At 59.7% G+C, this 19,881-nt stretch carries 10 protein-coding genes and 1 riboswitch; of the genes, 6 read left to right on the forward strand and 4 right to left on the reverse strand.

The genetic code is table 11. The annotated features are described in order from the left end of the window. Positions 1-8: 8 nt before the first annotated feature. Positions 9-131: riboswitch (yybP-ykoY riboswitch) on the reverse strand. A 52-nt stretch (positions 132-183) separates the two neighbouring features. Then, positions 184-1,182: a class I SAM-dependent methyltransferase gene (locus LOY28_RS04440; protein ID WP_064616188.1), complete on the reverse strand. Its 999-nt coding sequence runs from the start codon at positions 1,180-1,182 to the stop codon at positions 184-186. Positions 1,183-1,215: 33 nt separating this feature from the next. Beyond that, complete coding sequence (locus LOY28_RS04445; protein ID WP_258613132.1) at positions 1,216-2,181, reverse strand: 2-hydroxyacid dehydrogenase; 966 nt, start codon at positions 2,179-2,181, stop codon at positions 1,216-1,218. 91 nt (positions 2,182-2,272) lie between these two features. Between LOY28_RS04445 and LOY28_RS04450 the strand changes: the two genes are divergently transcribed. Beyond that, the gene (locus LOY28_RS04450; protein ID WP_019582369.1) at positions 2,273-2,902 is read left to right on the forward strand and encodes a LysE family translocator; all 630 of its coding nucleotides are present in this window, start codon (positions 2,273-2,275) and stop codon (positions 2,900-2,902) included. A gap of 13 nt (positions 2,903-2,915) precedes the next feature. Here the strand turns inward: LOY28_RS04450 and LOY28_RS04455 are convergent, their stop codons facing one another. Next, entirely contained in the window at positions 2,916-3,686 is a 771-nt protein-coding gene (locus LOY28_RS04455; RefSeq protein WP_111454523.1) for a helix-turn-helix domain-containing protein, read from the reverse strand. 84 nt (positions 3,687-3,770) lie between these two features. Between LOY28_RS04455 and LOY28_RS04460 the strand changes: the two genes are divergently transcribed. From LOY28_RS04460 to LOY28_RS04480, 5 genes are all read left to right on the forward strand, one after another. After that, positions 3,771-4,955, forward strand: coding sequence for an MFS transporter (locus tag LOY28_RS04460; protein WP_064616191.1), 1,185 nt, complete (start codon positions 3,771-3,773; stop codon positions 4,953-4,955). Positions 4,956-5,102: 147 nt separating this feature from the next. Then, complete coding sequence (locus LOY28_RS04465; RefSeq protein WP_018929602.1) at positions 5,103-6,785, forward strand: fatty acid--CoA ligase; 1,683 nt, start codon at positions 5,103-5,105, stop codon at positions 6,783-6,785. 333 nt (positions 6,786-7,118) lie between these two features. Beyond that, complete coding sequence (locus LOY28_RS04470) at positions 7,119-9,008, forward strand: DUF1302 domain-containing protein (RefSeq protein WP_018929603.1); 1,890 nt, start codon at positions 7,119-7,121, stop codon at positions 9,006-9,008. Between the two features lie 28 nt (positions 9,009-9,036). Continuing rightward, positions 9,037-10,401, forward strand: a complete 1,365-nt coding sequence (locus LOY28_RS04475) for a DUF1329 domain-containing protein (RefSeq protein ID WP_018929604.1) — start codon at positions 9,037-9,039, stop codon at positions 10,399-10,401. A 229-nt stretch (positions 10,402-10,630) separates the two neighbouring features. Continuing rightward, positions 10,631-13,369, forward strand: a complete 2,739-nt coding sequence (locus tag LOY28_RS04480) for a LuxR C-terminal-related transcriptional regulator (RefSeq protein WP_018929605.1) — start codon at positions 10,631-10,633, stop codon at positions 13,367-13,369. 113 nt (positions 13,370-13,482) lie between these two features. Here LOY28_RS04480 and LOY28_RS04485 read toward each other — a convergent pair whose 3' ends face one another. Further along, complete coding sequence (locus tag LOY28_RS04485; protein WP_258613133.1) at positions 13,483-19,749, reverse strand: M10 family metallopeptidase C-terminal domain-containing protein; 6,267 nt, start codon at positions 19,747-19,749, stop codon at positions 13,483-13,485. Positions 19,750-19,881 lie beyond the last annotated feature (132 nt).

The raw sequence follows: 19,881 nt of genomic DNA on the forward strand, positions 1-19,881 counted from the left end.
TCTTGTCAAACCCTGCGATCCGTCTGATGCGGACGCGTGGGTCGCATACGCCATGGTCTGAGGACCAAGTATGTTGACGTATGCCGGACGAGCATGGCGCTCGTGGGAGACTACTCCCCTAGGACGGAGCGGATTCTGCCTAGGCAAATCCGATTGGGCAAGCCTTCTTTTACAAAAGCGTTTTCAGCCACGCTTGGCCCGGTAGATTCTAAAACCCTGTCCTTCAGCCTTGATCGCACACGCGCCCAAGTGCTCTTCGATCAGCGGCTGATACTTCAGGAAACTGTTGGCAACCAACCGCAGTTCGCCGCCATTTTTCAGATGTTTAGCTGCTTTTCGCAGCAAGTTCTCTGTGGCGAAGTAGTCGGTGTGTACGCCGACATGGAACGGTGGATTACTCAGAATCGCGCTCAAGCCCATGGGCGCTGCGTCGATGCCGTCACCGGTCAGCACTTCCGCTTCCAGACCGTTGGCGGCCAGGGTCAGGCGACTGCTGGCGGCGGCAAATGCGTCGACATCGAGCAAGGTGACCTGGTTGTGCGGATAACGCCGCTTGACCGCGGCCCCCAGCACGCCTGCACCGCAACCGAAGTCCAGCAGGTGGCCGCTGGGCAGTTTGTCCAGATGTTCCAGCAGCAGGGCGCTGCCGCGATCCAGTCGACCGTGGCTGAACACGCCCGGCAGGCTGATGACTTTCAACGGCCCTTCGGCCAATGGCAGTTCATAGGTCTGGGCCAGGCTTTCCAGCGATTTGGCTTCTGGCGCATTGGCCACGGTGACCTGCCAGAGCTGGCAATGCCGTGCGCTGTCGAGCTTGCGTGGTTTGCCGAAGGGGTTCAACTGCTTGGCCGCGCCTTCGATGCCGCTGCGTTTTTCGCCGACCAGATACAACTCACGACCGGCCAGACGAGAGGCGAGGGCGTTGAGGATATAGTCGGTCAGGTCCTTGGACTTGGGCAGAAACACCACGGCGCTGTCGAATTCGCGCTCGGGCGCATTCACGCCAAAATGGCTGCGCCCGGCGAAACGGGCGTCCAGTGCTGCTTGATCGCCGGCGTGCCAGCACCAGCCGTGGGCATCGGGCAAGCGACCCAGCAAGTCATCGGCGGGCAAACCGGCCAGCAGCACCGAACCCTGGAACAACTCGGCCTGACGAAGCAGTACTTCACTGCGCGGATCCATACTCTGCTCCTTGAAAAAAAGTGCCGCAGTTTATCAACTGACGACCCGCAGCGCTTTACCGCTGAAATAAGCCTGAGCGTTTTCCGTCAACTGGCCAACGATTCGCTGCCGCGCCTCGCGGCTGCCCCAGGCGTTGTGCGGGGTGACGATCAGCCGTGGAATGTCCTGGGCCAGCAGCGGATTGCCCGCAGTCGGTGGTTCGACACTCAACACGTCGGTGGCCGCGCCGCCCAAGTGGCCGTTGCGCAGGGCGTCGGCCAATGCGTGTTCGTCGATCAAGCCGCCGCGCGCGGTGTTGACCACGAAAGCACCGGGCTTCATCGAGGCCAGTTCACGGGCACCGATGAAGTGTCGGGTGTGTTCGTTGAGCGGGCAATGCAGGGTCAGGGCGTCGATTTGCGGCAGCAGCTCGTCCAGCGGCAAGCGGTCCGGGCGGGCAGGGCGGCCCGGAATCAGCCCCAACAAGACGCGCATGCCGAACGCTTCGGCCAGCCGCGCGACGGCACCGCCCAGTTCACCGTGGCCGAGCAAGCCGAGGGTTTTGCCTTCGAGTTCGACGATCGGGTAATCCAGCAGGCAGAACTGTTTCGCCTGTTGCCAGCGACCTTCGGCGACGGCTTTTTGATAGTCGCCCAGGCGCGTCGCCAGGTTCAGTAACAACATAATCGTGTGCTGAGCCACCGACGGCGTGCCGTAACCCTGGCAATTGCAAACAGTGATTCCGTGGGCGCGGGCTGCAGCAAGGTCGACATTGTTGGTGCCGGTGGCGGTGATCAGGATCAACTTCAACTCGGGGCTGGCCGCCATGGCCGCCGCATCAATCAGGATTTTATTGGTGATGGCGACAGTGGCGCCTTTGAGGCGTTCGATCACCTGCGCAGGCGTGGTCTGGGCGAACAGCTGCAAGTCGCTGAAGCACTCGCGTAGTGGGTTGAGGTCGAGATCGCCGAGGTCCAGGGACGGATGGTCGAGGAAAACGGCGCGGCGAGAGATCATCATCAACTGTACCTTTTGTGCGTTGAACTGAAGGCGTAATCTGCCGAGCCTACCAGATGAAACAAGCAGTTACGCTTGCCCAAAAGGAGCCCCCATGTACTGGACAGAATTCTTGACCGTTGCCCTGATTCACCTGCTGGCTGTTGCAAGCCCCGGCCCGGATTTCGCCGTGGTGGTGCGAGAGAGCGTGACTCACGGTCGCCGCGCCGGGACCTGGACGGCGCTGGGCGTTGGTTCGGCGATTTTCCTGCACGTTGGTTATTCGCTGCTGGGGATCGGGCTGATCGTGTCTCAGTCGATCGTGCTGTTCAACGCCTTGAAATGGGCCGCTGCCGCGTACCTGCTGTACATCGGCTACAAGGCCCTGCGCGCGCAACCGGCCAAACCTGCGGCTGACGATCTGCACCAGGAAGCGGGTGAGCGCACCGCGCGGGGCGCCTTCACTGCGGGGTTCGTGACCAATGGCTTGAACCCGAAAGCCACGCTGTTTTTCCTGTCGCTGTTCACCGTGGTGATCAACCCGCACACGCCGCTGGCGGTACAGGCCGGTTACGGGATCTATCTGGCAGCGGCAACGGCGCTCTGGTTTTGCCTGGTGGCGATGTTGTTCAGTCAACAACGCGTGCGCGCCGGTTTCGCCCGCATGGGCCACTGGTTCGACCGGACCATGGGCGCGGTGCTGATCGCCATCGGCGTGAAACTCGCGTTCACCGAGATGCATTGATCGCGCTGAGTGTCTACGGGGGATTGAGTTCGCTCAATTTGTTCAGCGCGTTCAGGTATTCCCGAGGGTTTTCCCCGAGCAAACGGCGAAACATTGCGCTGAACGCCCGAGCACTGCCGTAGCCCAGGTCGCGCGCCACGCTCTGCACGCTTTCCCCGGCGAGCAGACGCGGCAGGGCTTCCATCAGGCGCAGTTGCTGGCGCCAGGCATTGAAATTCATCTTCAGTTGCTGCTGGAACAGCCGCGCCAAGGTTCGAGAGCTGGCGCCGACCTGTTGTGCCCAGTCTTCCAGGGTGTTGGAGTGATTCGGTGCGCGCAGCAGCGCCATGCAGATGCCCTGCAGGCGTCGGTCCTCGGGCATTGGAATGTGTAGCGGAAGGTTTTCCAGGCTGGCGATCTCTTCCAGCATCAGCTTCTGAATCAATGAGTTTTCCGCGTGTCGCGGACCTTGCACCGCGCGCAGGATCAGCTCGCGCAGCAGCGGTGTGACGGCCAGCACACAGCACTGTTGCAGCGTTGGCGGCGACAGTTCGGGGGCAATGAACAGCGAACGCATGCGCACCTCGCCCGACATGAAAATTTCATGCGCCACCAATGGTGGAATCCACACGGCTCGGGTTGGTGGAATGACCCAGGCACCTTGCGCAGTGACCACTCGCATGGTGCCGCAAACGGCGTACAGCAACTGAGCTTCGCGGTGTTGATGCAGTTCCTGGTGAGCACCGTCCACGTAATCTCGCGGATAGGCGCTGACCGGCCCGTGCAGGAAATGGCTGATTAACATGTCAGATCCAATGACTTTGTTGTCAGGATTACTCTTTTTCGCCAACTTAGCATAAGCCGCTCACTACAACGTAAGCGTGCCGCGATGAACCAGTCCAGAAATGTCCTCCGCTATATCAACGCAGCCCATGTGATCGATCACATGTTCATGCTGATTTTTCCCGCCGCCGTTCTCGGTATGACCCAGGCCTTCGCACTGGACTACGCCGCGATGATCGGCCTGTCTCTCGGCGGCTTTATTGCCTTTGGCGCCTGTTCGCTGCCGGCCGGCTGGCTGGGGGATCGCTGGAGCCGACGGAAAATGATGCTGGTGTTTTTTTTCGGCATTGGCGCTTCGGCGATCTTTACCGGCGTGAGCAGCAGCGCACCGATGCTGGTACTCGGCCTGACGCTGATCGGTATTTTCGCCGCGATCTATCACCCGGTGGGCACCGCGATGCTGGTGGCTTACGCGCAGAACCGGGGCCGTGAAATCGGTATCAACGGCATGTGGGGCAACCTTGGCGTGGCGTTTTCGGCGCTGATCACCGGGTTGCTGGTGGCGCAACTCGGCTGGCGTTCGGCGTTCGTTTTGCCTGGCGTGGTGGCGATTGGGCTGGGCATCGGTTTCGCATTTCAGGTGCGCGAAGAACCGATCCCCAAGCGTGCGCACACACCGCTCAAAGATGCGGCTGGCCAGCGGATTTCCATGGTCATGGTGTTCGGCGTACTGGCCTTGGCCACCGCGACCGGCGGTGTGGTGTTCAACGCCACGACCATGACCTATCCGAAATTGTTTCAGGAACGCCTGCACGATTTGTTTACTTCACCGCAAATCCTTGGCGTCGTAGTCAGCCTGGCGTATGCCTTCGGCGCCGTGGCGCAGTTGAGCATCGGCCGGGTTTTGCATCGTTTCAGTCTGAAATGGCCGTTCATAGTGTTGACGCTGTGCCAGGCGCCACTGTTGTTCGGGTTGGCCTATGTCGACGGCTGGGCCGTGATCGTGCTGGGTGCGGCGTTCATGTTCGTGGTGTTTGGCCAGGTCACGGTGAATGATGCGATGGTCGCCAACTTTGTCGCGCCGCAATGGCAATCCCGAGTCTTCGCGCTGCGTTACTGTTTATCGTTCGGTGCCAGTGCTACCGCGATTCCGCTGATTTCGTTCGTCGAACCGCGCCAAGGCTTCGTAGGCCTTTACCTGATATTGGCGAGTATTGCGGCGTTGACCTTCGTGGCTGCAATGGTTTTCCCCCGGACACCAGCCGAGGCTGCCGTAGGAAAAATGGCGTAACGGCTGACGAACTCTCGCAAATGCTGGCGCAAAGCTAGCATTTGTGCGGCTCTGCAAATCATACCTTTGGCTGATTTGGCTGGCGTTCAAGGCCTCTAGAGTGCTTAGCTTTAGCAGCCAAGACTGTGCAGTCAAAAAGGGACTCTTATGTTGCAGACTCGCGTTATTCCTCCAGCCGAGGGCGCTTACCAGTATCCGTTGTTGATTAAACGGCTGCTGATGTCCGGCGCCCGTTACGAAAAAACTCGGGAGATCATCTATCGCGATCAGTTGCGCTACAGCTATCCGACCCTGATCGAGCGGGTCGCACGGCTCGCCAATGTGTTGACAGAAGCCGGCGTGAAGGCCGGGGATACCGTGGCGGTAATGGACTGGGACAGCCATCGCTACCTGGAGTGCATGTTCGCCATCCCGATGATCGGCGCGGTGATCCACACCATTAACGTGCGGCTGTCGCCAGAACAGATTCTCTACACCATGAACCACGCCGAGGACCGCTTTGTGCTGGTCAACAGCGAGTTCGTCGGTTTGTACAAGGCGATTGCCGGGCACCTGACCACGGTGGAGAAAACCCTGCTGCTGACCGACTTGCCGGAAAAAACTGCCGAGTTGCCGAACCTTGTCGGCGAGTACGAGCAACTGCTGGCCGCGGCGAGCCCGCAGTACGACTTCCAGGACTTCGACGAAAACTCGGTGGCCACCACGTTCTACACCACCGGCACCACCGGTAACCCCAAAGGCGTGTATTTCACCCATCGGCAACTGGTGCTGCATACCATGGGCGTGGCGACCATCATGGGCGCCATCGACAGCGTGCGGCTGTTAGGCACCAACGACGTGTACATGCCGATCACCCCGATGTTCCATGTGCATGCCTGGGGCTTGCCGTATGTGGCGACCATGCTCGGGCTCAAGCAGGTTTATCCGGGTCGTTACGACCCCGAGTATCTGGTGGAGCTGTGGCGCAAGGAGAAGGTGAGCTTTTCCCACTGCGTGCCGACCATTCTGCAAATGGTCCTCAATGCCAAGGCGGCGCAAAACGTCGATTTCGGTGGCTGGAAAATCGTCATCGGCGGCAGTGCGCTCAACCATGCCCTATACGACGCCGCCAAGGCCAAGGGCATCCAATTGACCGCCGCTTATGGCATGTCGGAAACCGGGCCATTGGTATCATGTGCCCACCTCAACGATGAGCTGATGGCCGGCACCGAAGACGAACGCACCACCTACCGGATCAAGGCGGGTGTGCCGGGGCCGTTGGTTGAGGCGGCAATCGTCGACACCGAGGGCAACTTCCTGCCAGCCGATGGCGAAACCCAGGGCGAACTGGTGCTGCGTGCGCCGTGGCTCACCGAGGGTTACTTCAACGAGCCGCAAAAAGGCGCCGAGCTCTGGGCCGGGGGCTGGCTGCACACCGGCGACGTGGCAACCCTGGACAGCATGGGCGTGATCGACATCCGTGACCGGATCAAGGATGTAATCAAGACCGGTGGCGAGTGGATCTCTTCCCTGGACCTGGAAGACCTGATCAGTCGCCACCCTGCGGTACGCGAGGTAGCAGTGGTGGGCATCGCCGATCCACAGTGGGGCGAGCGCCCATTTGCGCTGCTGGTGGTTCGCGAAGGGCATCAGATCGGGGCCAGGGAACTCAAGGAGCACCTCAAGCCGTACGTTGAACAGGGGCACCTGAGCAAGTGGGCTATCCCGAGTCAGATCGCCGTTGTTACTGAAATTCCCAAGACCAGCGTCGGCAAGCTCGACAAGAAGCGTATCCGCGTCGACATCACCGAATGGCAGGCCAACAACAGTACCTTCCTCTCGACGCTTTAAGCGTCATCTGGCGTGCCCAAAAGGGCACGCCAGAGCCACCAAGCAAGCGCTTGGCTTGTGAAATCCGAATTTTCAGCCATCCTTGCCGTGCCGACATGTGTCGGACTGGCGAAAGGACTGTTCCAGAGTGGCCGGCAGCGCAAATCACACTTTAGAGGGATCAAGCACTACTACCTGCTGGCTATAGTCCGCTCAAGGATTTTTAAGAACGGAGCTCACGCAATAAACGGGGCGATGCAACTTTGGAGTGACTTCGGACCGCTTGGCTTCCGGTTACCCACAGCGTTTTTAAAAGTACTAAGCCATAACAATAATGCACATGGAGTAGCGTCGATGACATCAGTAAACCAGTTCTGGCGCCGGGCGAAACTGCCCCTGGCGGTCAGTCTCGCCTCTTCGCTCGCCGGGCCCGCATTCGGCGTCAGTTTCAACGTTGGTGAAATCGAAGGTCAATTCGACTCATCCCTGTCGATCGGAGCCAGTTGGTCTACTCAGAGTCCCAACAAAAACTTGATCGGCGTCAATAACGGGGGCCATGGCCTGTCCCAGACGTCCGATGACGGTCACGCCAACTTCAAGAGTGGCGAAACTTTCTCGAAGATCTTCAAGGGTATTCATGACCTTGAATTGAAATACGGCGACACCGGTGTCTTCGTCCGAGGCAAATACTGGTACGACTTCGAACTCAAGGATGAAAGCCGCGAATTCAAGGACATCAGCGACAGCAACCGCAAGGAAGGCGCCAAATCCTCCGGCGGCGAGATCCTCGACGCCTTCGTCTACCACAACTACTCCATTGCCGATCAGCCGGGTTCCGTGCGTCTGGGCAAGCAGGTTGTGAGTTGGGGTGAAAGTACTTTCATCGGCGGCGGCATCAACTCGATCAACCCGATCGACGTCTCCGCGTTCCGTCGTCCCGGCGCCGAGGTCAAGGAAGGTCTGATCCCGGTCAACATGTTCTACGTGTCCCAGAGCCTCACCGACACCCTGTCGGCCGAAGCCTTCTATCAGCTGGAATGGGACCAGACCGTCGTCGACAACTGCGGCACCTTTTTCTCCCAGCCCGACATCATTGCCGACGGTTGCGACAACAACCTGCGCGTGCTGAACAAGCGTTCGACCATTCCGGCCGCCGCTCTGCCGACATTGACCAGGCTGGGCGTGGACGTCAACGAAGAAGGTGTGCTGGTGCGCCGTGGCGCGGATCGCGATGCGCGGGACAGCGGTCAGTGGGGCGCGTCCCTCAAATACATGTTTGAGCCGCTGGATACCGAGTTCGGCGCCTACTTCATGAACTATCACAGCCGTGCGCCGATTTTCAGCGCCACGGGTGCTCCAGCATCGGCCTATGCACGGGCAGCGGCCTTGCCGGGGGCGCTTCGGGCTCTGGCACCATTGGTGGTCGCGGGTAACTCGAACTACTTCGTCGAGTACCCGGAAGACATCCGCCTCTACGGCTTGAGCTTCTCCACTACCTTGCCTACCGGCACGGCGTGGAGCGGTGAGCTCAGCTATCGTCCGAACGCGCCGGTGCAGCTCAACTCCACCGACATTCTGTTCGCCGGCGTGCGTCCATTGGGCGGCGCCCTGACCAATGCTTCGCTGCTTAATGGTGTGCCGGGTCAGGACTTGCACGGCTATCGCCGCAAGGAAATCACCCAGTTCCAGACCACCCTGACGCACTTCTTCGATCAGGTCATGGGCGCCAGCCGTCTGACCCTGGTGGGCGAACTGGGCGTGACCCACGTCGGTGGCCTGGAAAGCACCTCTGACGTCCGTTATGGCCGTGACCCGGTCTACGGGCCTGGCGAACTGCCGTCCACCGGTGGCCTCGATACCTGCTCGGCGATCCTCAACACCAGCACCATCAATGGTGCCGGCGCGGGTGCCGCTACCAACAACCGCAGCCGCAATTGCAACAACGACGGCTTCACTACGGCCACTTCGTGGGGTTATCGCGCCCGGGCCATTTGGGAATACCCCGACGTATTCGCCGGTGTGAACCTCAAGCCGAACGTGGCCTGGTCCCACGACGTGAGCGGTTACTCGCCAGGCCCTGGCGGCAACTTCGAGGAAGGTCGTAAAGCGGTAAGCCTGGGGCTCGATGCCGAATACCAGAACACCTACACCGCGAGCCTGGCGTACACCAACTTCTTCGACGGCAAGTACACCACCGTAGATGACCGCGACTTCGTTGCGCTCAGCTTCGGCGTGAACTTCTAAGCACAGTATTTTCAGGACGAACACATTTATGAAAATAACAAAGAGTCTGTTCCATGTTGGTGTTCTGGGGCTTTCGCTGCTGGCGACCGCTGTCATGGCGGCGGTCCCTGCGGCCGAAGCGGACAAGCTGGGCAAGAGCCTGACCCCGATGGGGGCCGAGATGGCAGGCAACGCCGACGGCTCGATCCCGGCCTGGAAACCGATGCCAAAAAACGCCGGTAGCGTGGACAGCAAGGGTTTTCTGTCTGATCCGTTTGCGAGTGAAAAACCGCTGTTCACCATCACCGCGCAGAACGTCGACCAGTACAAGGACAAACTCGCGCCGGGCCAGTACGCGATGTTCAAGCGTTACCCGGAAACCTTCAAGATGCCGGTCTACCCGTCCCATCGCGGCGCCACTGTGCCGGATGAGGTGTTTGCCTCCATCAAGAAGAACGCTACCAACACTAACCTGGTGTCCGGCGGTAACGGTCTGGAGAATTTCGAAACCGCGATCCCGTTCCCGATTCCGAAAAGTGGCGTTGAAGTCATCTGGAACCATATCACCCGTTATCGCGGCGGCAGTGTGACCCGTCTGATAACCCAGGCCACGCCGCAGGCGAACGGCTCGTTCAGCCTGGTGTACTTCGAGGACCAGTTCGTGTTCCGCGACAGGATGAAGGATTACGATCCGAAGAACCCGGGCAACATTCTGTTCTACTTCAAGCAGAAAGTGACCGCGCCGGCTCGTCTGGCCGGTGGCGTGCTGCTGGTGCACGAAACCCTCGACCAGGTTAAAGAGCCGCGTTCGGCGTGGGTCTACAACGCCGGGCAGCGCCGAGTGCGTCGTGCGCCGCAAGTGTCCTATGACGGGCCGGGTACCGCTGCCGATGGCCTGCGTACCTCCGACAACCTGGACATGTACAACGGTGCGCCGGATCGCTATGACTGGAAGCTCGAAGGCAAGAAAGAGATGTACATCGCCTCCGACAGCTACAAGCTCGATTCGCCACAGCTGAAGTACGCCGACATCATCAAGGCTGGTCACATCAACCAGGACCTGGCTCGCTATGAACTGCGCCGGGTCTGGCATGTGGTCGCGACGCTTAAGGAAGGTCAGCGTCACATCTACGCCAAACGTGACTTCTACATTGACGAAGACACCTGGCAGGCGGCAGTGGTCGACCACTACGACGGTCGCGGGCAACTGTGGCGCGTCGCCGAGGCTCACTCCGAGAACTACTACGACAAGCAAGTGCCGTGGTATGCCCTCGAAACCTTGTACGACCTGCAATCGGGCCGCTACCTGGCACTGGGCATGAAGAACGAAGAGAAGTCGGCCTATAACTTCGGCTTCACCGCCAGCACCGCCGACTTCACTCCGGCCGCGTTGCGTCAGGAAGGCGTTCGCTAAAACGTTGTAACCCGAGGCCGCATCCTCGAAAAAACGCCCCGACTGGTTCGGGGCGTTTTTTTGGCAGTTCATAAAGATCGTTGTCCGGTGTGGCTGTCCGGTTTACCGACATTTTTGCTCGTAGTCTTTTTGTAGCCATTTGTAGCAATAACCTTCAATAGCTCTTCGTTTACCGCTAGGCTGCGGACATCTGTAACGCCGCCATCAGTATTTCAAACAAGAGCCGGCCATGACTGATCTGTCCCCACTTCCGGGCCCTGCAAGCGTTGCCGTCGCGGCACTGGACGGGCGTTTTTTCCGGCCTCCGCTGCCCGCCGGCCATGTGCTGCGGCCGCGTCTGTGCGAGCGCCTGAGTGCAGGTCTCGGTGGCAGGCTGTTGCTGGTCAGCGCGCCGGCAGGGTTCGGCAAGAGTTCATTGGCGGTGGAGTTTTGTCAGGGGTTGCCGGATCACTGGCAAAGCCTGTGGCTGGGCTTGAGTCTGCGGGACAGTGATCCCGGCCGTTTTCTTGAGCGCCTGCTCGAAGGTCTTCAGGACTACTTTCCACAACTGGGCAGCCAGGCGTTGGGGCTGCTGAAAATGCGCCAACGTCATCAACCGTTCGCCTTTGAAGAATGGCTGGACGGTTTGCTCGATGAACTGGCCGTGCACCTTTCACCCAACACGCCGCTGCTGTTGGTACTTGATGACTATCATCTGGCCCAGGGGCCGGTGCTCGATCGTTGTCTGCAGTTTTTCCTCAATCATTTACCCGATGGCCTGTTGGTCATGGTCACCAGTCGGCAGCGTCCGGACTGGCATCTGGCACGCCTGCGGCTGTCGCGGCAACTGCTCGAGTTGCATGAGCAGGATCTTCGGTTGACCCATGATGAAGCCCTGAGCCTGCTTGATCGACACAGCATTTCATTGCGTGGCGAGGCGCTGGAGAATTTGATCCAGCGCAGCGAAGGCTGGGTGGCAGGGCTGCGCTTTTGGCTATTGGCGGCCTCCGAGGTGGGCAGCGAGGGTGCATTGCCCCAGTCGCTGTACGGCGGGGAAGGGCTGATTCGCGACTACCTGCTCGAAGAAGTCATCGATTGCCTGCCCGCCGAGGTGCAGTCATTCCTGTACGACACCGCGCCCCAGGAGCGCTTTTGCAGTGAGCTGTGCGACGCTGTGCGCGAGGCCCATGACAGCGCCGAGATCCTGCGTTTCCTGCTGGCGCATCAGGTGTTTCTGGTGCCGCTGGACGAACACGGTCACTGGTTCCGCTATCACCACCTGTTTTCCGACCTGTTGCGCAGCCGGCCCACCGCCCAGGCGATGGTGCCGACGGCCAGCTTGCACCTGCGCGCCTGCCGCTGGTTCAACGCCCAAGGGCTACTCGATGAGGCGGTGGAGCAGGCGTTGCGCGCCGGGCATCTGGATGTCGCGGCGAATCTGGTGCAAAACCTTTCTGAAGAGCAACTGCTGGCCGAGCAGAACGTCGGCATGTTGCTGCGCTGGAAAATGGACTTGCCCGATAGCCTGTTAATCAGCACGCCACGGCTGATCGTGCTCTACAGCTGGGCATTGGGGCTGGCCTGTCAACTGGACGCCGCCGAAGAGCTGGCCAGTCACCTGAGCCGCTTCCTGCCGGCACCGTCGGCTACTGCGCAAAAATCCATGCTGGCGCAATGGCTGGCCCTGAGCGGGATCATTGCCCGGGGGCGAGGCGATCGCGAGCTGACCATGCTCTATTGCACCGAAGCGCTGGAAAGCCTGCCGGCCAAACGGTATGGACAGCGACTGATGTGCCTGTCGACCTTGTCCAATCTGGCGATTGCCGATGGCGACTTGTGGCGCGCCCGGGGGTTGAATCGTGATTCGCTGGAGTTAGCACAGCGCGTTGGCAATCCGTTGTTCGAGGCCTTGGCTCATTACGACCGCGCCCGGGTATTGCAGGCGCGAGGGGAGATCCTGCGTTCGCTGGATGAAGTCCGTCAGGGGCTGCAACGCCTGCAAGGTTTATCCCCACAACGGCTTTATGCGGTGCGCGCACGCCTGACCTTGTACGAGGGTTTTTTGCTGGCGCTGCGCTTGCAACCCCAGGCCGCGCGGGCACGTTTACTCGCGGGGTTGGGTGAAGCCAGGGCCTGTCGTGACATCAGCGTACTGATCGGCCACTGTGTTATTGCCCGGCTGGAGGGCAACAGCGGCGAATTCGCGAAGGCCTTCGCCGAACTCGCTGAGGCCGAGCGGCTGATGCACATCTGGGACGTTCCGCCGATTTACTATCTGGCGATGATTACCCTGGTCAAATGCGAGCTGTGGCTAGCCCAGGGGCGCATCGATCTGGCCGAAGCCTGGCTCGCGCGATTGGGCCAGACTTACAACGGCGAGCACCCGGCGGCTCCTCCGGAATTTCATCCACAACTGCCGCTGCACATTGAGTTGCAACAGGCGGTGCTGGACATGATGAAGGGCCAGCCCATGCTCGCGGAGGGGCGCCTAAATGCGCTGCATGAACACGGTCAGCGCAGCGGTAGGCAGATGCTCAGCGTGATGGCGCTGAGTCAGAAAGTCATGCTGTTGCTGGTGAGCGGGCGCGAACCCGAGGCCCGTAAGGCGTTGGCCCAGGCGCTGGAAGCGGCTTCCAGTGGTGTCTTGCAACCCTTTGACCGATTGCTGGCCGAGCACCCGGACTGGCTGCGCGGGCAACTTCAACTCTGTGCGCCGACGGCCGTTGCGCAGAACCTCTTGGAAAAGCTTCCAGTCATGGCTTCCCGTTCGGCAGTGGAGTCATCGCCAGCCGCCGAACAACTCAGTACACGTGAGTTGGCCGTTCTGCGACTGATCGCACTGGGGTGTTCGAATCAGGAAATCAGTGAGCAGTTGTTCATTTCGCTGCATACCGTTAAAACCCATGCCAGCCATATCAACAGCAAGCTGGGGGTCGAGCGGCGTACACAGGCGGTGGCGCGGGCGAAGGAGTTGGGGGTGTTGGTTTAGCATCGCAAGAACAGTCCTCCACAAAAACGAAAACGCCCCGGACGAGTCGGGGCGTTTTCATTTGTACATTCCGGCCTGCATGGCAGGCTGGAATTTACTTACGTGACGAATCGTCAGGCTACCAAATCGTTAGCACCGAAGGTATTGACACCCACCAACTGGATTTCGAAGTCCGAGCCCAGGTCGCCATTGACGTTGCCATAGAGCACGTGGTCGACGAAGCGCAGTTGTCCTGCACCGGTGAAGTCATTCGCGCCGATAAAGCTGAAGCCGTTGAAACCAGCACTCAGCAAATTGGCGTCGAACTTCGTCAGATCGATTTTATCGCCTTGCAGGCTATTGAAGTCGGTGATGACATCGCGATTGGCGCCTGTGCCCATTTCGTTCACAGCACTGAACACAAACTTGTCCGCACCCGCGCCGCCGGTGAGGATGTCGGCACCGAGGCCACCGTCCAGGACGTTATTACTGGCATTGCCGGTGAGGGTGTTGTTCAGGTCGTTGCCCAGCGCGGTAAAGGCTCCGGTGCCGAGCAATAGCACGTTCTCTACGTTGTGCAGGTTGCTCAGGTTCAGGTCGACGGTGTTGGTCTGGGCCGTGGCGTTGTAGAGAACGTAGAGCGTATCGGTGCCTTCATTGGCGTTTTCCTGGACCAGGGCCAGCTCGCCAGCCTGATCGAGACCATAGTCGTCGTTGCCCTTACCGCCGATCAGGGTATCAAGACCCGCGCCGCCAACGAGCTGGTTATTGCCATCGTTACCGGTGATCACGTTGTCCAAAGCGTTGCCGATGCCATCGATGTTGGCCGCGCCGGTCAGTGCGAGGTTTTCCAGGTTGGCGCCCAGGGTGAAGGTCACCGAAGAACGCACAGTATCGATCTCGCTGGCCAGGGTGCTGGTCTCGACTACCACGTCGCGGATGTTGTCGACGATGTAGGTGTCGTTACCGGTACCGCCAGCCATGTAGTCGGCACCGATGCCGCCGTCCAGGATGTTGTCGCCGATGTAACCGTTGATCACGTTATTCAGGGCATTGCCGGTGCCATTAAGGTTGGTACTGCCCACCAGGTTCAGGTTCTCGACGTTATTGCCCAGGGTGTAATCGATCAAGGAATAGACAGTGTCGATTTCGCTGGCCAGGGTGCTGGTCTCGACGACCACATCACCGAGGTTGTCGACGCTGTAGCTGTCGTTGCCGGCGCCGCCGATCATCAGGTCGGCACCGAGGCTGCCATCGAGGACGTTGTCAGCACTGTTGCCGGTCAGGGTGTTGTTCAGATCATTGCCGAGTACGGTAAAAGCGCCGGCGCCGAGCAACAGCACGTTCTCGACGTTGTGCAGGTTGCTCAGGTTCAGGTCGACCGTGCTGGGCAGGCCCGTGGCTTGGACAGTGGCGGCGTAGGTGATGTAAAGGGTATCGGTGCCTTCGTTGGCATTTTCCTGGACCAGGGCCAGTTCGCCGGCCTGATCGAGGCCGTAGTCGTCGTTGCCCTTGCCACCGATCAGGGTGTCAAGACCGGCGCCGCCAACGAGCTGGTTGTTGCCATCGTTACCGGTGATCACGTTGTTTTGGGCGTTGCCGATGCCATCGATGTTGGCCGAACCGGTCAGCGTGAGGTTTTCCAGGTTGGCACCCAGGGTGAAGGTCACCGCAGAACGCACGGTGTCGATTTCGCTGGCCAGGGTGCTGGTCTCGCTGATTACGTCGCCGAGGTTGTCGACGACGTAGGTGTCGTTGCCGGCGCCGCCGATCATCAGGTCGGCACCGAGGCCGCCATTGAGGACGTTGTCAGCACTGTTGCCGGTCAGGGTGTTGTTCAGGTCGTTGCCCAGCGCGGTAAAAGCGCCGGTGCCGAGCAACAGCACGTTCTCGACGTTGTGCAGGTTGCTCAGGTTCAGGTCGACGACATCAGTCTGTGCCGTGGCGTTGTAGATAACGTAGAGCGTATCGGTGCCTTCGTTGGCATTTTCCTGGACGAGGGCCAGTTCACCGGCCTGATCGAGGCCGTAGTCGTCGTTGCCCTTGCCGCCGATCAGAGTGTCGAGACCGGCGCCGCCAACGAGTTGGTTGTTGCCATCGTTGCCGGTGATCACGTTGTCCAAAGCGTTGCCGATGCCATCGATGTTGGCCGCACCGGTCAGTGTGAGGTTTTCCAGGTTGGCGCCCAGGGTGTAGCTCACCGAAGAGCGCACAGTATCGATCTCGCTGGCCAGGGTGCTGGACTCGACGACCACGTCGCGGATGTTGTCGACGATGTAGGTGTCGTTACCGGTACCGCCAGCCAGGTAGTCGGCACCGATGCCGCCGTCCAGGATGTTGTTGCCGGTATTGCCGATGATCACGTTGTTCAGGGCGTTACCGGTGCCGTTGAGGTTTGCTGCGCCCAACAGTGTCAGGTTCTCCAGGTTACTGCCCAGGGTGTAATCGAGGGAGGATGAAACCGTGTCGATTTCGCTGGCCAGCGTGCTGGTCTCGATGATTACGTCACCGAGGTTGTCGACGACGTAGGTGTCGTTGCCGGCGCCGCCGATCATCAGGTCGGCACCGAGGCCGCCATTGAGGACGTTATCAGCACTGTTGCCGGTCAGGGTGTTGTTCAGGTTGTTGCCCAGCGCGGTAAAAGCGCTGGTGCCGAGCAACAGCACGTTCTCGACGTTCTGCAGGTTGCTCAGGTTCAGGTCGACGACATCAGTCTGTGCCGTGGCGTTGTAGAGAACGTAGAGCGTATCGGTGCCTTCGTTGGCATTTTCCTGGACGAGGGCCAGTTCGCCGGCCTGATCGAGGCCGTAGTCGTCGTTGCCCTTGCCGCCGATCAGAGTGTCGAGACCGGCGCCGCCAACGAGTTGGTTGTTGCCATCGTTGCCGGTGATCACGTTGTCCAAAGCGTTGCCGATGCCATCGATGTTGGCCGCACCGGTCAGTGTGAGGTTTTCCAGGTTGGCGCCCAGGGTGTAGCTCACCGAAGAGCGCACAGTATCGATCTCGCTGGCCAGGGTGCTGGACTCGACGACCACGTCGCGGATGTTGTCGACGATGTAGGTGTCGTTACCGGTACCGCCAGCCAGGTAGTCGGCACCGATGCCGCCGTCCAGGATGTTGTTGCCGGTATTGCCGATGATCACGTTGTTCAGGGCGTTACCGGTGCCGTTGAGGTTTGCTGCGCCCAACAGTGTCAGGTTCTCCAGGTTACTGCCCAGGGTGTAATCGAGGGAGGATGAAACCGTGTCGATTTCGCTGGCCAGCGTGCTGGTCTCGATGATTACGTCACCGAGGTTGTCGACGACGTAGGTGTCGTTGCCGGCGCCGCCGATCATCAGGTCGGCACCGAGGCCGCCATTGAGGACGTTATCAGCACTGTTGCCGGTCAGGGTGTTGTTCAGGTTGTTGCCCAGCGCGGTAAAAGCGCTGGTGCCGAGCAACAGCACGTTCTCGACGTTCTGCAGGTTGCTCAGGTTCAGGTCGACCGTACTGGTCTGTGCAGTGGCGGCGTAGGTGATGTAAAGGGTATCGGTGCCTTCGTTGGCATTTTCCTGGACCAGGGCCAGTTCGCCGGCCTGATCGAGGCCGTAGTCATCGTTGCCCTTGCCACCGATCAGGGTGTCGAGACCGGCGCCGCCAACGAGCTGGTTGTTGCCATCGTTACCGGTGATCACGTTGTTTTGGGCGTTGCCGATGCCATCGATGTTGGCCGAACCGGTCAGCGTGAGGTTTTCCAGGTTGGCACCCAGGGTGAAGGTCACCGCAGAACGCACGGTGTCGATTTCGCTGGCCAGGGTGCTGGTCTCGCTGATTACGTCGCCGAGGTTGTCGACGACGTAGGTGTCGTTGCCGGCGCCGCCGATCATCAGGTCGGCACCGAGGCCGCCATTGAGGACGTTGTCAGCACTGTTGCCGGTCAGGGTGTTGTTCAGGTCGTTGCCCAGCGCGGTAAAAGCGCCGGTGCCGAGCAACAGCACGTTCTCGACGTTGTGCAGGTTGCTCAGGTTCAGGTCGACGACATTAGCCTGTGCCGTGGCGTTGTAGAGAACGTAGAGCGTATCGGTGCCTTCGTTGATGTTTTCCTGGACCAGAGCCAGCTCGCCGGCCTGATCGAGGCCGTAGTCGTCGTTGCCCTTGCCACCGATCAGGGTGTCGAGACCGGCGCCGCCAATGAGCTGGTTGTTGCCATCGTTGCCGGTGATCACGTTGTCCGAAGCGTTGCCGATGCCATCGATGTTGGCCGCGCCGGTCAGTGTGAGGTTTTCCAGGTTGGCGCTCAGGGTGAAGGTCGCCGAAGAGCGCACGGTGTCGATCTCGCCGACGAGGGTGCTGGTTTCAACAATCACGTCGCGGGTGTCGTCGACGATGTAGGTGTCGTTACCGGTACCGCCGGCCAGGGTGTCGGCACCGATGCCGCCGTCCAGGATGTTGTTGCCGGTATTACCGATGATCACGTTGTTCAGGGCGTTGCCGGTGCCGTTGAGGTTGGCTGCGCCCAACAGTGTCAGGTTCTCCAGGTTACTGCCCAGGGTGTAATCGAGAGAGGACGAAACCGTATCGATGCCGCTGGCCAGGGCGCTGGTCTCGATGATCACGTCGCCGAGGTTGTCGACGACGTAGGTGTCGTTGCCGGCGCCGCCGATCATCAGGTCGGCACCGAGGCCGCCATTGAGAACGTTGTCAGCACTGTTGCCGGTCAGGGTGTTGTTCAGGTCGTTGCCGAGTACGGTAAAAGCGCCGGGGCCGAGCAACAGCACGTTTTCGACGTTCTGCAGGTTGCTCAGGTTCAGGTCGACCGTGCTGGTCTGTGCCGTGGCAGCGTAGGTGATGTAAAGGGTATCGGTGCCTTCGTTGGCATTTTCCTGGACCAGGGCCAACTCGCCGGCCTGATCGAGGCCGTAGTCGTCGTTGCCCTTGCCGCCGATCAGGGTGTCGAGACCGGCGCCACCAACGAGCTGGTTGTTGCCATCGTTGCCGGTGATCACGTTGTTTTGGGCGTTGCCGATGCCATCGATGTTGGCCGAACCGGTCAGTGTGAGGTTTTCCAGGTTGGCGCTCAGGGTGAAGGTCGCCGAAGAGCGCACAATGTCGATTTCGCTGGCCAGGGTGCTGGTTTCAACAATCACGTCGCGGATGTTGTCGACGATGTAAGTGTCATTACCGGTACCGCCAGCCAGGTAGTCGGCACCGATGCCGCCGTCCAGAATGTTGTTGCCGTTATTGCCGGTGATCACGTTGTTCAGGGCGTTGCCGGTGCCGTTGAGGTTGGCGCCGTCCAGCAGTGTCAGGTTCTCGAGGTTACTGCCCAGGGTGTAATCGATGAAGGAGTAGACCGTGTCGATCTCCGAGATCGACGTGCTCCGCTCAATGACCACATCGCCGGTGTTGTCGACGACATAGTTGTCATTACCTGCACCGCCATCCATGGTATCCGCGCCGGCCATGCCGTTGAGTAAATTACCCAGCGAGTTGCCAATCAGCGAGTCATCAAAAGCCGAGCCATAGGCGTTTTCAATCTTCGCGCCATAAGCAATCGCCAGCCCTTCATTGAAAGCATCGCCATTCGGGTCGGTGAACGCTTTGCCGATCTGGCTGAACTGACCTTCATTGAGGTTGATGCGCACTGCCGCCAACTGGTTGCTGGCGTCGATTGTGTCGTTCCCGCCGGCATCCCAGATGGTTTCGAACACCGACTGCGTGGGGGCCCACGAGTAAACGGTGTTCCCGGCCTGCCATTGGGTGTTGGCGCCATAAAGGCTTTGAATGGCGAGGATATCCAGCAGCATTGGGGTGGTGGGTTGGTACGAATAGGAGTCGTTGTAGCTCATGACCGTGAACCGCACGTCATCAAGCGATGGGTCCAGCACCAGCTTGTTGTCGGGGGTTGTGTCGAATGGATGCTTGAGACCCAGCGCATGACCGATTTCATGCACAAAGGTCAGGTAATCGAACGAGCCTTTGACGGGAGAAGGGTCATTGGTCGATGGGCCGATCCAGACGTCGCCACCCGCAGGGGTCGTGTCAGGGAAATAGGCCCAGGCGGCATACTTGCTGTCCATCCCGTAATAGCCGCCGAAGCGTAAGTCACCCACATTGACGACAGTTTCCTGAACGAGAGAGAACTGCACGTTGGCCACAGCGCTCCACCCCCCCAAGGCACTGGTGACAGCGCTTTGTTGTGCTCCAGTCAATGAGTAGCCGTTTTCATACTCATTCGATGGACTGTAGTCTCGGGCGAATAAGGAGCCCGTGCCAGCGAAGCTATAGGTCAGCATTGTTGGCGTGCCTTGCTCGTGCCAGCGCGGACCATACCAATGATCATCCGCGAGTAAGCTGTCGACGAACTTATTGCCGGTCATACTGGTAAACGAGGTAAACGAGTAGCTGAGAGGGCGTGGCATGGGACATTCCTAGATGAGGTCTGCGGCCCTTCCTGAGTGCGGCCGCTACAAAAAATACGATTTTGCATGAGAATCTATGAGTTTGATATCAAAAGGCCGCTACTTTTTATTTGGTGGCGTCAAATTGCTGAC

The sequence above is a fragment of the Pseudomonas sp. B21-017 genome (genome assembly GCF_024749245.1).
In the GTDB taxonomy this organism is placed as follows: Bacteria; Pseudomonadota; Gammaproteobacteria; order Pseudomonadales; family Pseudomonadaceae; genus Aquipseudomonas.